Annotated in this window: 16 protein-coding genes and 1 tRNA gene; 3 read left to right on the forward strand and 14 right to left on the reverse strand. The window is 61.3% G+C overall.

What is annotated here, in order from left to right; all coding sequences use genetic code 11:
• Nucleotides 1-3: 3 nt before the first annotated feature.
• The 6 genes from ACU5AY_RS16065 to ACU5AY_RS16090 form a co-directional block, all read right to left on the reverse strand.
• A complete protein-coding gene (locus ACU5AY_RS16065) occupies nt 4-975 on the reverse strand; it encodes an ABC transporter permease (RefSeq protein ID WP_261931584.1) in 972 nt (323 codons plus the stop codon).
• 9 nt (nt 976-984) lie between these two features.
• The gene (locus ACU5AY_RS16070) at nt 985-2,088 is read right to left on the reverse strand and encodes an ABC transporter permease (protein ID WP_446826951.1); all 1,104 of its coding nucleotides are present in this window, start codon (nt 2,086-2,088) and stop codon (nt 985-987) included.
• A gap of 9 nt (nt 2,089-2,097) precedes the next feature.
• On the reverse strand, nt 2,098-3,645 hold the full coding sequence (locus tag ACU5AY_RS16075; RefSeq protein ID WP_446826952.1) for an ABC transporter ATP-binding protein: 1,548 nt from the start codon (nt 3,643-3,645) through the stop codon (nt 2,098-2,100).
• A gap of 42 nt (nt 3,646-3,687) precedes the next feature.
• Nucleotides 3,688-4,683: a BMP family lipoprotein gene (locus ACU5AY_RS16080; RefSeq protein WP_446826953.1), complete on the reverse strand. Its 996-nt coding sequence runs from the start codon at nt 4,681-4,683 to the stop codon at nt 3,688-3,690.
• A gap of 259 nt (nt 4,684-4,942) precedes the next feature.
• Complete coding sequence (gene msrA, locus ACU5AY_RS16085; protein ID WP_446826954.1) at nt 4,943-5,593, reverse strand: peptide-methionine (S)-S-oxide reductase MsrA; 651 nt, start codon at nt 5,591-5,593, stop codon at nt 4,943-4,945.
• 55 nt (nt 5,594-5,648) lie between these two features.
• Nucleotides 5,649-5,966, reverse strand: coding sequence for a hypothetical protein (locus tag ACU5AY_RS16090; RefSeq protein ID WP_446825686.1), 318 nt, complete (start codon nt 5,964-5,966; stop codon nt 5,649-5,651).
• A gap of 263 nt (nt 5,967-6,229) precedes the next feature.
• Between ACU5AY_RS16090 and ACU5AY_RS16095 the strand changes: the two genes are divergently transcribed.
• A tRNA-Ser gene (locus ACU5AY_RS16095) sits at nt 6,230-6,319 on the forward strand.
• A gap of 30 nt (nt 6,320-6,349) precedes the next feature.
• Here ACU5AY_RS16095 and ACU5AY_RS16100 read toward each other — a convergent pair.
• The 6 genes from ACU5AY_RS16100 to ACU5AY_RS16125 all read right to left on the reverse strand — a co-directional run bounded on the left by ACU5AY_RS16100 (nt 6,350) and on the right by ACU5AY_RS16125 (nt 11,190).
• Nucleotides 6,350-6,595: a tyrosine-type recombinase/integrase gene (locus tag ACU5AY_RS16100; protein WP_446826955.1), complete on the reverse strand. Its 246-nt coding sequence runs from the start codon at nt 6,593-6,595 to the stop codon at nt 6,350-6,352.
• A gap of 7 nt (nt 6,596-6,602) precedes the next feature.
• Entirely contained in the window at nt 6,603-7,445 is an 843-nt protein-coding gene (locus tag ACU5AY_RS16105; RefSeq protein ID WP_446826956.1) for a tyrosine-type recombinase/integrase, read from the reverse strand.
• A complete protein-coding gene (locus ACU5AY_RS16110; RefSeq protein WP_446826957.1) occupies nt 7,442-7,630 on the reverse strand; it encodes a hypothetical protein in 189 nt (62 codons plus the stop codon). Before ACU5AY_RS16110 ends, ACU5AY_RS16105 begins: the two co-directional genes overlap by 4 nt.
• A 153-nt stretch (nt 7,631-7,783) precedes the next feature.
• Nucleotides 7,784-8,923 (reverse strand): phage major capsid protein, encoded by a 1,140-nt coding sequence (locus ACU5AY_RS16115; protein WP_446826958.1) that lies wholly within the window; start codon nt 8,921-8,923, stop codon nt 7,784-7,786.
• A 29-nt stretch (nt 8,924-8,952) separates the two neighbouring features.
• The gene (locus tag ACU5AY_RS16120; RefSeq protein WP_446826959.1) at nt 8,953-9,684 is read right to left on the reverse strand and encodes a helix-turn-helix domain-containing protein; all 732 of its coding nucleotides are present in this window, start codon (nt 9,682-9,684) and stop codon (nt 8,953-8,955) included.
• Between the two features lie 252 nt (nt 9,685-9,936).
• Entirely contained in the window at nt 9,937-11,190 is a 1,254-nt protein-coding gene (locus tag ACU5AY_RS16125; protein WP_446826960.1) for an FAD-dependent oxidoreductase, read from the reverse strand.
• 68 nt (nt 11,191-11,258) lie between these two features.
• Here ACU5AY_RS16125 and ACU5AY_RS16130 point away from each other — a divergent pair, with 68 nt between their 5' ends.
• Together ACU5AY_RS16130 and ACU5AY_RS16135 are read left to right on the forward strand one after the other, a co-directional pair.
• Nucleotides 11,259-11,828 (forward strand): TetR/AcrR family transcriptional regulator C-terminal domain-containing protein, encoded by a 570-nt coding sequence (locus tag ACU5AY_RS16130; RefSeq protein ID WP_446826961.1) that lies wholly within the window; start codon nt 11,259-11,261, stop codon nt 11,826-11,828.
• An 8-nt stretch (nt 11,829-11,836) separates the two neighbouring features.
• Nucleotides 11,837-12,757 carry a glycosyltransferase gene (locus tag ACU5AY_RS16135; RefSeq protein WP_446829038.1) on the forward strand — a complete coding sequence of 307 codons (921 nt, stop codon included), beginning with the start codon at nt 11,837-11,839 and terminating at the stop codon, nt 12,755-12,757.
• A gap of 62 nt (nt 12,758-12,819) precedes the next feature.
• Here ACU5AY_RS16135 and ACU5AY_RS16140 read toward each other — a convergent pair whose 3' ends face one another.
• Nucleotides 12,820-14,277 carry a TrkH family potassium uptake protein gene (locus ACU5AY_RS16140; RefSeq protein ID WP_446826962.1) on the reverse strand — a complete coding sequence of 486 codons (1,458 nt, stop codon included), beginning with the start codon at nt 14,275-14,277 and terminating at the stop codon, nt 12,820-12,822.
• A gap of 63 nt (nt 14,278-14,340) precedes the next feature.
• Complete coding sequence (proC, locus tag ACU5AY_RS16145) at nt 14,341-15,156, reverse strand: pyrroline-5-carboxylate reductase (protein ID WP_446826963.1); 816 nt, start codon at nt 15,154-15,156, stop codon at nt 14,341-14,343.
• Between the last annotated feature and the right edge of the window lie 34 nt (nt 15,157-15,190).

Raw genomic sequence — 15,190 nt, forward strand, 5'->3', positions numbered from 1 at the left:
GCTCTAGCGCTCCTTGGTATAGGGTACGCCGCCGGCCTTCGGCGGACGCGCGACGCCGATGAAGCCGGCAAGCAGCACGCAGGTCAGGATGTAGGGCAGCGCCTGGAAGATCTGCACGGGAATCTCGCCAATGCCGAATACCGTCTTGCCCTGCATGAAATTGGCGAAGGCATCGAGGAAGCCAAACAGGAGGCAGGCGAGCATGACGGGCACCGGCTTCCACTTGGCGAAGATCAGGGCGGCGAGCGCAATGTAGCCCTTGCCGGCCGACATGTCCTTGATGAAGGCCGCCGACTGGGCGGTCGAAAGATAGGTGCCGGCGAAGCCGCAGAGGAAGCCGGCACAGATGAGGGCGCGGTAGCGCAGCCAGGTGACCGAAATGCCGGCCGTATCGACCGCACCCGGATTTTCGCCGACGGCGCGCAGACGCAGGCCGAAGCGTGTGCGGTAGAGGACCCACCAGGAGAGCGGCACGGCGGCAAAGGCCATGTAGGTCAGGATGTTCTGACCGGAAATGACATTCGCATAGAACTTGCCGAGATAGCCCATACTGCGGGCGGCATCGGCACCGGGGAAGACGATCTCGGTAAAGCGTGCGCCTGCCGGAAGCGACGGCGTGCGGCCGCCCTGCTGGAACCAGGCGCTGCCCAGCACGACGGTCAGACCGGCCGCCAGGAAGTTCAGCGCCACGCCGGAAACGATCTGGTTGCCGCGGTTGGTGATCGAGGCAAAGCCGTGGATCAGCGAGAACAGGATCGACACCAGGATGCCACCGCCAAGGCCGAGCCAGGCGGACCCGGTGACATAGGCGACGCTTGCCGAAGCGAAGGCGGCCGCCAGCATCTTGCCTTCCAGGCCGATGTCGAAAATGCCGGAACGCTCCGAAAACAGCCCGGCCAGCGCGGTGAAGATCAGCGGGATCGACAGACGGATCGTCGAGCCGAGAATACTGATGAAAATATCGATGTATTCCATCCCCTCACCTCACACGGTTACGAATTTTTGGTAGACGCGAACGATCGCCGGCCGGAACATGTATTCCAGCGCCCCGGCGAACAGGATGACGAGACCCTGGATCACCAGGATCATTTCGCGGGTGATCGCCGGCATGTCGAAGGAGAGTTCCGCGCCGCCCTGGTAGAGCACGCCGAACAGCACCGCCGCGAAGATGATGCCGAGCGGATGGTTGCGTCCCATCAACGATACCGCGATCCCGACGAAGCCGGCGCCGCCGACGAATTCCAGCTGCAGGCGGGCGGATGCGCCCATCACCGGATTGAGCGCCATCATGCCGGCGAGACCACCGGAAATCAGCATGGTGATGATGACCGTGCGGACATAGCGGATGCCGCCATAAGACGCCGCCGACGGCGAGAAGCCGAGGGTGCGAATTTCGTAGCCGAGCTTGGTGCGCCAGATCAGCAGCCAGACGACCAGGCACATGAACAGTGCAACAAGGAAGGAGAAGTTGAGAGGCGCGGCACCGAGCTTGGAGCCGAACATGGCGATCAGCCAGTCGAGCTTCGGCAACTGTCCGCCTTCGAGGAAGGTGCGCGTTTCCGGCGCCATCTTGCCGGGCACGATCAGCACGCGCACGAGCAGATAGTTCATCAGGCTGGCGCCGATGAAGTTGAACATGATCGTGGTGATGACGATGTGGCTGCCGCGCTTTGCCTGCATCAGGGCCGGCAGGAAGGCCCATGCGGCCCCGAAGAGCGCCGACAGGATGACGGCGAACGGCATGGTGACATACCACGGCACGTAATGATCGAGCGACAGGGCGGCGATCGCCGCACCGAGGCCGCCGATATAGGCCTGGCCTTCGGAACCGATGTTGAAAAGGCCCGCATGGATGGCGACTGCGACCGAAAGGCCGGTGAAGATGAAGCTCGTCGCATAATAGAGGGTGAAACCGATGCCCTCACCCCGTCCCAGCGCGCCCTGCAGCAGCAGCGTCAGCGCCTCGATCGGGCTTTCGCCGATCATCCAGACGACGAAGCCCGAAACGATGAAGGCGGCACAGAGATTGATCAGCGGGATGAGACCGTAATTGATCCAGTTGGGTAGCGGTACGGATGCCGTGCTCATGTATTTCCCTTATGCCGCAATGCCGGCCATCATCAGACCGAGCGCCTGTTCGTCCGCGTCCGGCGTCTTTTCGCCGACCACATGGCCGGCAAACATCACCAGGATACGGTCCGAAAGAGCGCGGATTTCGTCCAGCTCGACGGACACCAGAAGAACGGCCTTGCCCTCGTCGCGCATTTCGATGATGCGCCGGTGAATGAACTCGATGGCGCCGATGTCGACGCCGCGCGTCGGCTGGCCGATGATCAGCATCTTCGGGTCGCGCTCGATTTCTCTTGCGACGACGATCTTCTGCTGGTTGCCGCCGGAAAAATTGGCCGTCTTCAGGCGCGGGTCCGGCGGGCGGATGTCGTATTTCTCGATCTTCTCGACAGCATCCTTGCGGATTGCCTCCAGGTCCAGAAAGCTACCCTTGCCGTAGCGTTCGTCACGATGATAGCCGAGTATGGAATTTTCATATTCCTCGAACTTCAGGACCAGGCCCATGTGGTGCCGGTCTTCCGGAATATGGGCGAGGCCCAGCGCCCTCAGCGTCGCGGGATCGGCGTGGGGCACCTGCTTGCCGTCGATGAAGATCTGTCCTGATGTCGGCTTGCGGATGCCGGCGATCGCCTCCAGCAGTTCGGACTGGCCGTTGCCGGCGACACCGGCGATGCCGACGATCTCACCGGCCCGAACATCGAAGGAAACGTTGTCCACCATGGTGACGCCGCGGCTGTCCTTCACCGTCAGATTCTTCACCGACAGGAGAACGTTGCCCGGGTTGGCTTCACCCTTTTCGACTCGCAGGAGAACGCGCCGGCCGACCATCAGTTCTGCAAGCTCCTCTACCGTCGTCTCCGACGTCTTGCGCGTGGCGACCATCTCGCCGCGGCGCATGACGGAGACCGTATCGGTGATCGCCATGATCTCGCGCAGCTTGTGGGTGATGAGGATGACGGTCTTGCCCTGGTCGCGCAGGACGCCAAGGATTCGGAAGAGGTGATCGGCCTCGGCGGGGGTGAGCACGCCCGTCGGCTCGTCGAGGATGAGGATCTCCGCGCCGCGATACATGGCCTTGAGGATCTCGACGCGCTGCTGCAGCCCGACCGGCAGTTCCTCGATGACGGCATCGGGATCGACATCGAGGCCGTATTCGCTTTCCAGCCGCTTCAACTCCGCCCGCGCCGCCGCCACGCCCTTTTTCAGCAGGCTGCCGCCCTCGGCGCCCAGCATGACGTTTTCCAGTACGGTAAAATTCTCGACCAGCATGAAATGCTGATGCACCATGCCGATGCCGGCGTCGATGGCCGCCTGGCTGTCGCGGATTGCGACCGGCGCGCCATTGATGCGGATCTCGCCGCTGTCGGCCTGATAGAAGCCATAGAGGATCGACATCAACGTCGATTTCCCGGCCCCGTTTTCACCGATGATCCCGTGGATCGTCCCCTTTGCGACCTTGAGGTCGATATTCTTGTTGGCATGAACCGCGCCGAATTTCTTGTCGATACCGGCGAGCTCGATTGCGATGTCCTGGCTCACGTGACCACTCCAGATGCAGACGGCAAATGGGCGCATGACGGTTTCCCCTCCGCCATGCGCCCATCGCCTGTTCGAGACTTACTTGGCCGGGCAGGCGCTGTCCGTCGTGTAATCGTGAACCTCGACCGCACCGGAGATGATGTCGGCCTTGGCCTTTTCGACTGCCGCCTTCATGTCGTCGGTGATCAGGCTTGCGTTGTTGTCGTCGAGTGCGTAATCGACGCCGCCTTCCTTGAGACCGAGGTTCTGGATGCCGGCGGAGAACTTGTCGTCCTTGGTGTCGGCGAAGGCGTTGTAGATCGCCAGATCGACGCGCTTGACCATGGAGGTCAGAACCGAGCCCGGATGCAGGTAGTTCTGGTTGGAGTCGACGCCGATCGAGAACTTGCCGTTGTCGGCAGCCGTCTGCAGCACGCCGAGACCGGTGGCTCCGGCCGCTGCGAAGATCACGTCCGCACCCTGATCGATCTGGTTCTTGGTCAACTCGCCGCCGCGCACCGGATCGTTCCAGGCGGCACCGGTCGTGCCGGTCATGTTCTGAAAGACTTCGATGTCCGGCTTGACGGACTTGGCCCCGAGCTCATAGCCACATCCGAACTTGCGGATCAGCGGAATGTCCATGCCGCCGACAAAGCCGACCTTGCCGGTCTCAGACTTCAGTCCGGCGAGGACGCCGACGAGATAGGAGCCTTCGTTTTCCTTGAAGAGGACAGAGCGGACGTTCGGCTTTTCAACGACCGAGTCAACGATGACGAACTTGGTGTCCGGAAATTCGGCAGCGACCTTGTCAAGCGCCGACGTCCAGGCAAAGGAGATCGCGACAACCGGATTGAAGCCCTTCGATGCGAAGTTGCGCAGCGCCTGCTCGCCCTGGGTGTCGTCGTTCGGTGCGAAATCGCGGTACTCGATCCCCGTTTCCGACTTGAACTTCTCGGCGCCGTTATAGGCGGCTTCGTTGAACGACTTGTCGAACTTGCCGCCCGTGCCGTAAACCAGCGCCGGCTTGATGTCGGCGGCCAGCGCCGAAGCCGACATGGCAGCCATGGCGAAGAGGGTCAAAAGTGATTTTTTCATTGTGCAGCCCTGTTGTAGCTATTGATCTTGTTGGGTCCTCCCGCAAGCCCGCCCCTCTCGGAAACGAACATGTCTGCGGTACCATCCGCCACCGCCAACGGCGGCAGGGTCGAGGTATCCTTGCACGGCCAAACAAAAAATTCACCAGAATTTTTCTCAGCTGGTAAAAATTTATTCCTGCCATCAAAACCTGTGCAAAAAGGGCCGCTTCCGGCGGAAGCGACCCTCTGGCATTCAGATTTTAAGGGACCAATGCACCTCAGCCGATCGGGCAGCTGACCCCTGTTCCCCGCAAGCCGCAATAGCCGCCGGGGTTCTTGGCAAGATACTGCTGATGGTAGTCCTCGGCATAGTAGTACGGGCCGATCATGGCGATTTCCGTGGTGATCTCGGCGTTCACGCCGGCCTCTTTCATCGCCGTCTGGAACCGGTCGCGAGAGGCTTGCGCCTGTGCCAACTGTTCTTCCGTCGTGCAATAGAGCGCCGAACGATAAGTCGTGCCGACATCATTGCCCTGGCGCATGCCCTGGGTCGGGTCGTGCTCCTCGAAGAAGGTCTTCAGCAGCGTCTCGTAGGAAATCACCGACGGGTCGTAGACCACCTTGACGACCTCGGCATGGCCGGTCAGCCCCGTCGTGGTTTCCTGGTAGGTCGGGTTTTCGGTGATGCCACCGGAATAGCCGACGGAGGTCACCCAGACGCCGTCCAGCTTCCAGAACAGCCGCTCGGCGCCCCAGAAGCAGCCCATGCCGAAATAGGCGACTTCCGTGCCTTCCGGATAAGGCCCCTTCAGCGGCCGCCCGTTGACGAAATGCCGGTCCGCCGTCGGGATGGCATCCGGACGGCCCTTCAGGGCCGTGGCAGCATCGGGCATCATCGTCTTCTTGGAAAACATTTCGGTCAGAAACATGCTTCACCTTCCTTTGCCGCTATGGCTCGAGCGGCGCGGAGGCGGCTTCGCCTGTTCACGCGGCGAAGCGTCCTGCGGCCGGCTCTCTCTTGTAACCGATCATCCACATCACCAGCGCCAGCGCGAGAAAGACCGCGAAGGCCGGCTGCGAGAGGACCCACTGAACCATCAGGTTCCATGAGCCCGCATTCAGATTGTGTTCGACGAAGCCCTGCAGCGACAGGAACGTCGCGGGGCTCACATCCTGCCATGCCGTTCCGAACGGCGTTAGAACGACATCGCTGTCGGCGACCGACTGGACGGAATCGACCGTACCCGAAATCACCGCCAGCACGAGCGCAACCAGACTTAGAACGCGGAAAATGAACCGCATTTTGCCTTCCCCCTATGCTCCCGTGCCGTATTTTCCGGTCTTCCGGGATTTCCCTCATCTCGCCCGGAGCGTAATTTAGTTTGCCCACCCTTGTGACGCAATGGTCAAAGCGGTGAACGATTTTCACGGGATGATCAAAATTCTGTCACAGGCGGGTTGATTAGCGCTGCAGCATCGGTATATATCGCGCCCGTTCCGCACGGTACGCCGTTGACCTCAACGCTGCCGAAGCACCCGGATTTCCAACGGGTGAAGAGACAAATGGACAGGTGGCCGAGTGGTTTAAGGCGCACGCCTGGAACGCGTGTGTACGTGAAAGCGTACCGAGGGTTCGAATCCCTCTCTGTCCGCCATCCTTTTCAACAAACAGTTGATTTTCCATCTTATTCACCTTCCTTTTGTCCAACTTCTCGGACTGGTTGGACAATTTTCGTTCGCTTTTTCTTCCCGGCGATGACCTTCAAGCCCCTCTCTGCGAGCTGCGCCTGGTTGGCGGCTGCCGTGTAGACCGAGACCTGCTTCAGGTCGGTATGGCCGGTGACGGCCTTGATCACGTCGGCGCTCACGCCGCCTTCCGCCATCCGCCGCGCGGCCGCCTTGCGCAGCCCGTGGGCGGCACAGTGCAGCAAGCCTGCCTCATTGCATCGATCGCGAAACCAGTTGCCGGAAACCGGCCGGCGTGAAGGGCTTGCCGAATTCAGTGGTGAGGAAAGTCGGCTTGTCGCGCGGCAGCTCACGGATCGCGTCCGTCAGCTCCGGCAGCATGTAGAGATCCAGTTCCGCCCCGGTCTTGGATTGCTTGACGGCGATCACCCGCCCCCGAATTTTCTCCCATCCCATCGCAACAACGTCGCCGCGCCGTTGCGCCGTATAGAGCAGGAGGACGAGGGCCAGCCGCGCCTTGGAGCCAGGCGGGTGGCGCTGCTCATAGGCGGCAATTTCCTCTTCCGTCCATGTGTGAAAGCCTTTTGTCTTCTTTCCGTAACCCTTGACGCCGCGCGCCGGGTTCAGCGTCACCCATCCATTATCGAGAGCATGGTCCCAAAGGATCTTGAAGAGCGACAGCAGGCGGTTCGCGGCCTGCGGGCGATCCGCCATGCCGCCGAGGATTGCCTTGACATGTTCGCGCCGCAGGTCGCGCACCATGCGCTTGCCATGTTCGTCGCGGAACCGCTCGATGATACGGCGATAGGTCTGCTGGGTGCTCTGCGCCAGGCCGGCGAACTCCGGAGACCGGTAATAGGACACGACCAGCGCATCGATCGTGCCGGGCCGGGTCCGCGTCGCGCCGATATTGGCGCGCCATTCGGTGACGCCGGCCAGCGCGCTGGCATATGCTTTCTCGAATTCAGGTCCGGTCGGGGGATAGGGGAGATACGTATCAACGCCCTTGGCGCGAAAGCGTATGCGCCGCTTCTTGTGTCGGTCGGTTACCAGAGAGCAATGCTTCGGCAGACCGTTGCGGCGCTTCCCTTTCATTTCAGCACGTCATCCCAGGAGTTCTTGTTTTCCGAGGCGGCGTTCGGATCGCTGAAGGAGGCAGACGCCTCAATCCGCCCGTCCGGATGAATGATGATCCGCGCAGCCTCGAAGCCGGCCTCCAGAGCCGCCTTGAAAAGGCGCTTGGCGTCACTCTGCTTTATCGATGCCTGTCGAATTGCCATGCCATGATCCTCTCGGGTGTTTCGCCGCCCCCGCGACGCTTTCAAGCGGGGGCGGCGATGCGGTCACCGTGGGCGGTGACCTTTACCTGAGGCGGCCGCTAGATCGCCTCGTCTATTGCCGATGAAGGACTGCACCGGCAATCAGTTGCCGGCTTATTCGCCGGGATTGAAGTAGGCGGCGCGATACTCATACGGCCCGCATCCGAAATCGAGGATGCATTCGAAGACCGCACCAGCCGCGACGGACGCAACTTCGTGCCTGACGAAGAACGGTCCATCACGCCCTTCCAGGTAACCATGCAGGAACGCGGGCCGCTTCGCGGGATCCGCGAAGAGCCACCAACCCTGGCCACCATAGCGGTTCTCGACGACCACCTGGAGCTGGCTGCTGAACGGGTTGACGTCGTCAGTCTTGGTCGCATTGATCTCGGCGACCACCTGCTGCGCCAACGTCTCCAAGAGCGGTCCGACAACGAGATACTTGGGCGTCACGCCTGCTGTGCCGGTGCCATTCACATTGGCCTGCAGACGCATCGCTTTCCGAGCTGCCGACAACGTCGCAACAGACGGCGCTTCTCCGACAGCCGCGAGATTGCCGTGATCGGCGTGGAAGAAATTCTTGTTGTCGCTGTACTTCTTGCCGCCAAAGGCGTTCGCCGACAGGATCTCGAAGAAGAGGTTACCTTCCGTCTGCTGAGACGCGTCGGAGAACGCGTAAAGGAAGTCCGAAAACGCCCCGAGATCATCATTGATGATTGCCTTGCGGCTCAAGCGAAAGCCACGCGCGTAAGTCTCGACGGCGAAGGAGACTGCCTCCGTCCCGAGCGTTCCGTATTTGACCTCACCACTTTCGGCCACCTTCAGCAGAAGGGGCGCTTCACCAGGACGGATATGGGTCTGGGGCCGGAAGTCGCTGCTGTTCCGCTTTCGCGAAAACATCTTGAGCGCGGAAGGGTCGGCAGAAAATCGCTCCATCAGCACCCGGTCGCCGCTCTCCATCAGCAGCACCGGGAAATCCGATGTAGTGTGTTCGCCACGCTTCTGACCTTGCAGCGCCGCCCCGCCCATGACCATGTCGGCGATTTCGCCATCGCTGAAATTGTCGGCGCGATAGCCGCGGGCAGTGTAGACTTCACGCGCGATCGAGATCAGCGACCGCCCCGCCAGTGCCCGGCCCCGCTCGTCTTGCGGTTCAGCCCCGCCGATCTTGTAGGCCAAAGCCTGAATGAGCGCCTCATCAGTCACTGCCTGAGTGCGCTCCTGTCCCGCTCCGTGAACGCCACTGGTCTTCACTCCCCTCTGCTTGTCGGCGAGCATATCGATTAGACGCTAGCGCCTGCGGTCAGCGGCTCGTCTGGCACAGCCTCCCAAAGCCGCTCCCTCAGGTAGGTGCTCGGGGCCGGCGTGTGATCCTTGCCCTGATGGCGCAACAAGGCGATCCATGCATCCCGTCCTGCGGCGGCTGCCTTACGGTCATCCGGCGAAAGTGCGCCCCACTCGCGTCGCGCCTTGTCCTGAGACAGGCCGGCGAAGCCAGGCCAGTTGTTCACGAACGACAGAAACGCCCTCTTGTCGGCTTTCGCATCAACTCCATCATCCAGATCCGGCTCTCTCGTGCGCGCATGCGCGCTTTGAGGGTTCCTGATGGTTTGGGTGCAATTCTCGTCCGCATTTTGCACCCCCTCCACGTCGTTTTCTGCGGGGTGCGAAATCTGCGGGGGTGCAAAATCTGCACCCCCCTTCTCGTCTGCTTCACGATCGTCGATCGGCGTGGCGAGCGCCTGCAAATTGATGGTGTAACGGTTGGTGCCGCCTGGGCCGGCGTTCGTGTCGATCTTGACCAGGCCGTTACCCGTCTTCCCGTCCGACTTGATCCGCTTCAGCGTGTCTTGAACGGTCCTCACGGAACAACGCGACTTGCGAGCGATCGCCTCGATGCCTGGATAGGCGCGGCCCTTGTCGTCGGCCCAATCTGCCAACGCCAGAAGCACCATGAACTGATTGCGTTCGGCAGGGCCGTTTTCAAATACCAAGTTCATCACTTTGATGCTCATGACAGCACCTCGTGACGGTTGGGAATCGCTGGAATTTCGTCAATGAAATCAACTGGCGAAATCAGCGAGTTGGACAAAGCATCAAACTGAAAAATATGGGGGTCTGCACAACCTCTCTGTCCGCCATTTCTGTCGGCGTGCATACCGAAGACATAGATAGCGGTTTGCCCCCAAGACATCGTTGCCCTCCATATCCCGTTATTTCCGTAGATCGCCGCATACCACCCATGCCCCTCGATGTGCTGAGCAAGGTCAATTGGCGTCAGTCGGCGCAGCCTGGTCGGGCAACAGCCAACCTCCATCCCGGTCATCGGACGAAAGCCTGGCGATCAGGTCCGGGATGTGAAGCGCCGCCGCGAGCCCCGTGAGGAACAGGAAGACACCAATCCCCAACTTCGTCCTCGGCATTCCCAGCCGCAGCAGCGACGGGTTCACGTTCTGGATTTCGTCGACAAATGGCCGCAGCGTCTTGTCATAGAGGGCAAAAGCGCGCGCAAGGTCGCCCGGATTGCGATTGATCGCATCGGCCAGGACGTAGGCTCCAACCAGACTGCCGGATACGCCCATGCCGCTGAAGGGGGATGCACAATGCGCGGCGTCTCCGGCAAGGACCACGCGCCCCTTGGACCAGCTGTCGGTGCGCACCTGCACCACTTCCTGGGAGTAGAAATTGGCCGTCGCCATCATGCCCTGGATGAAACGATCCGTCTGCCAGCCGGCATCCCGGAACCGTTGCGCCCAGAACTGCTTCTGCTGATCCAGCGGCGCTCTGTGAATGGCCGAGGCTTCCTCGGAGCGCTCCCTGAGCACGAAGTAGACCTGCGTTTCCGCCGGATTATGGCTTCGCCGCATGATCATCCGGCCGCAAGGAGCGAGGTAGGTGTTGCGGATGTTACCATCGTCGGCCGCTGTGCGCGGGATGAACCAATAGGCCATGTGGATGCCCATCTCGAGGTAGGGATCGCCGGCTTCCGGCGGCAGGATGCCCTTGCGAATGCGCGATCCCTGACCATCGGCTCCGACCAGCATATCGAAGCGGTCAGAGGTGCTGTCGGAAAAGTGCACCAGAACACTCTGGTCGTCCTGCTCGAAATGCTCCACGTGCTTTCCGAAAACGTATTCGACGTCGTCCTTGGTCGCGTCGTGAAGAATGCGTACCAAATCGCCGCGCATGATCTCATATTCGGATGTGAGAGATTGCGCGCCGCGACCGGACCGGTTGGCCATGATCGTCGCCTTGGCGCGGCCTCGGGCATCGACGAACGAGACACCCGCCTCATCGACAAGGTTGTTCCGGATGGTGTCGATGAGACCCATGCGCCTGGCGGCCTCGATGCCTTGGCCGCGCAGGTCCACCTGCGCACCCGAGGCCCTGAGCGATGGGAAACGCTCCACGACAACGACACGATGGCCACTCCGGGCGAGCCAGTAGGCGAGGGCCGGCCCTGCAATCCCGCCACCGCAGACGAGAACCTTCAGACGGCGATTGCCTGCGTCGATCTTCATGGGATCAACTCCAATCTATCGATGATAGTTTGATTTACAAAATTCCCTATCAACGATAGATTGTCAATATGGCCAAGCTGAATCGTGAAACCGTCATTGCCGCAGCGCTCGACCTGCTGGACGAGGTTGGTCTTGAGGGCATCAGCACGAGACAGCTCGCCAAGCGGCTTGGCGTCGAACAACCCTCGCTGTACTGGCATTTTCGCAACAAGGAGGAGCTGCTCTCCGCCATGGCCGAGACCGCGATGGCGCCGCACGCGGCCGCTCCGCTGCCAACGCCAGCGGACGACTGGCGCGCCTGGTTTCTCGACAACACACGCAGTTTCCGACGAACGTTGCTAAGGCGACGCGACGGAGCAAAGCTCCATGCGGGCAGCCGTCCCGGCGCCACAGACATGGATCGGATTGCGCACAAGATGGCCTTCCTGGTCGCGTCCGGTTTGCCCGAGCGAGATGCTCAGATGGCAATGCTCGCGTCCAGTCACTTCACTATAGGAAGCGTGCTCGAGGAACAGGCGGAAGCCACCTCCAGCACGGCAGAACGTCATGTGGCCGAAATTCCGCATATAGATCGTGAGGCCGCCTTCGAAGAAGGCCTGAAGCTGATCGTGGATGCCCTCGCCTCGCGGAAGGCATAGACCAGTTGGTGGCGGAATGTCTGCGTGAGCGCCCCGCCTTCGTTCTCGTAGAGGGCATAGTTCTACTTCAATTCGTCGATGCGCTCCAAAAGGCCGTGCCGGCTATTCCCGTCATCATCGATATGCACAATGTCGAAAGCAAATTGCGCCTGCAGACCGAGGTCCAGAGGGTTTCACGCATTCTGCGTCCCTTAGCGCCATTGATCCTGGCGGTTAGGGACTGGAACGGCCCTCGTGCAGAGCGCCGCAGCGTTGAAGCGGCGCGACAGGTCTGGGTTTGCTCGGAAAACGACAAGAAAGAAGCCGAGGACTTATTCGTCTGTGAGCGATTAAGCGTTGTTCCCAACCCGATACCCGACTGGGCCCAACAGGGCCCAGCGCGGGCTGCAGAGCAATCGCAGGAAGTTCTATTCCTAGGACACCTCAGCTATTTTCCAAATCTCCAGGCAGTCGAGATCCTATGCAAAGATATCATGCCGAGGCTGCAGCAACTGGTGCCGGAAGCGCAGTTGCATGTATGCGGGAAAAGACCCTGCAAGAGCATTGAGGTTCTCGTTCAGTCGCTTGGTCATCGCCTCACTACGAACCCTCTCGATTTGGCACAGGTATATGCGACGGCTGCTGTGACGGCTATTCCTCTGCAGGTGGGCGGAGGAACGCGGCTGAAGGGGCTTGAAGCAATGGCGGTGGGCTGTCCTGTTGTCGCCACCGCAAAAGCCGTGGAGGGCTTGGGATTGATACCGCAGGAGCACTACCGCCTGGCGGAAACCCCGGAAGAATTCGCACGCGAAATAGCGTGGGTCATGGCGTCGCCCGCCGCTGCGTCCGAGATGTCGGAGCAAGCAAGGAACCTTGCTCTTGATCGATACGGAGCGCGGGCTCATCTTTCTGCAGTCCGTACAGCCCTCGTCTCTGCCGGACTGTTGTGAAGCTCTGGCGATGCCTGATGTCGCCTGTGAGCTTGCCCTTACAGCTACACTCCCTTCCTGCCCTACCGCCTCCAGAACGCCGGTATCAGCATCACATAGAACGTCATCAGCTCCAGGCGGCCGAGGATCATGGCGGCCATGATCCACCATTTGGCGAGTTCAGGGATGGCCGAGAAGTTGGTGGAAGGGCCGACGAGGGGGCCGAGGCCGGGGCCGGCATTGGCCATGCCCTGGGCCACCGCCGATGTCGCGGAGAGGAAATCGACGCCCGTCGCCATCACCAGCATGGAGAGGACGAACAGGGTGACGATGTAGACGAAGAAGAAGTTGCGGACATTGCTGACCACGGCTTCGTCGACGGCACTGCCCTGATAGCGCACGCGCATGACCGAGTTGGGATAGAGCATGCTTTTCAGGCCGCGGATCACGCCGGCAAACAGGATCTGCCAGCGGAAGATCTTGATCGAGCCGGCCGTCGAACCGGCGCAGCCGCCGATGAGATAGAGCATGAAGAACAGCCCGACGGCAAAGCTGCCCCAGGTCGAGAAGTCCGACGTGGCAAAACCGGTGTCGGTGATGACGGAGGTGACGTTGAAAGCGGAAAGGCGGAGCGCCTCGCGCGGGATCATGCCCTGTGAAATGTTCCAGACCGTGCACAGTCCGATCGCCGTGGCCAGAACGATCAGGAACGCCTTCACCTGGTCGTCGACGAAGGGCTTCTTGCCGCGATTGACGAGGAATACCGCATAGGAGCCGAGCGGAAGGGCGCCGGCGACCATGAAGATTTCGGTGACGATCTCGATCGGCACCGACCGATAGTAGCCGATCGATGCGTCCTTGGTCGAAAGCCCGCCGGTCGCGATCGTCGCCATCGCGTGATTGATGGCGTCGAAGGCCGGCATGCCGGCGAACATCATGGCGATCACGCAGGCGAGCGTCAGGCTCAAATAGACGAACAGGATGGCGCGCACCATCTGGCTGATCTTCGGAAACGGCTTGCCGGAAATGTCGGAGGATTCCGACTGGAACAGCTGCATGCCGCCGACACGCAAGGCCGGCAGGAAGGACAGCGCCATGACGATGATGCCGACGCCGCCGAGCCATTGCAGGAGAGAACGCCAGAGAAGGAGACCGCGCGGCATGTTGTCGAGACCGACGAGGATCGTCGAGCCGGTCGTCGTCAGCGCCGAGACGGATTCGAACATGGCATCGGTGAAGCCGATATGCTGCGAACTGCCGAGCAGCGGAATGCAGCCGAAGAAGACCGCCAGCAGCCAGGCGCTGACCGTGATCAGAAAGCCCGTGCGCCGGTCGGTCACGTCAAAATGCTGTTCGCGGAAGGCAAGCACCAGTAGGGCCCCGACCGCGCCGGTGATGACGGCGGAGATCGCAAAATTCCGCGCATCGCCGTAGTTGTAGTCAGCCAGATCGACAATGGCCGGCACCAGCATCATGGTGGCAAGCGGCCAGAGGAAAAGACCGTTCAGGAACAGAACGAAGCGAATGCGGTCGATGGTCATGCTGTCTCTTGCCGACTGGCTGAAGGGGCTCGACGGCGATCCTTAAGGAGTTGGCCGGACCAGTCAATCCGCCTTGCCGAGCTCGATGCTGCGCTCGCAGGCAGCCCGGGTGGCTTCGGCGATCAGCGTCTTCGTCCGATCATCGGTCATGAACACCTTGAGGGCCGCAGCCGTGGTGCCGTTGGGGCTCGTCACCTGCTCGCGCAGGGTGCCCGGATCGGTATCGGACGCCATGGCGAGGCGGCCCGCTCCGAGAACGGTCTGCTTGGCGAGAAGGGCGGCGGTCTCCCTGGGCAGGCCGAGAGCGACGCCGGCGTCGATCAGCGCCTCGATGAAATGAAAGACATAGGCGGGCCCGGAGCCGGAAATGGCGGTAACGGCATCCATCTGCGCCTCGTCGTCGATCCAGGCAACTGCGCCGGAGGTCTTCAAGAGCGTTTCGGCCAGCGCGCGGGCATCGGCGCTCACCTGGTCGCCCGCAAACAGCACCATCATGCCCTCGCCGATCGCCGCCGGCGTGTTCGGCATGCAGCGGATGATCGCAGCACCCTCCGGCAGGTTCTTCGCCATCGCCGCCGTCGTGATCCCGGCAGCAACCGAGACGAAAGTCGCCTTGCGCTCGGCAAAGGCCGCGCATTGCCTGAGAACGTCGCCAACCGTGTTCGGCTTGACCGCGATGACGACGAGATCGGGGGTGAGGTCGGCCGGCACCTCATCGATGGAGGCAACGGCGACGGCTCCGGCATCGGCCGCACGACTGCGCAGGGCGTCCGCCGGCTCGACGACGTGGACGGCAAGCGATGGATTGTCGGCCATCCAGCCGCGCATCATCGCGAAACCCATGTTTCCGCAACCGATCAGGAGAATGGTGTGTTCCATCGTATGCCTCGCTTGAATTTGTCCACCCAGGCCG

The sequence above is a fragment of the Rhizobium sp. PAMB 3174 genome, assembly GCF_052908375.1.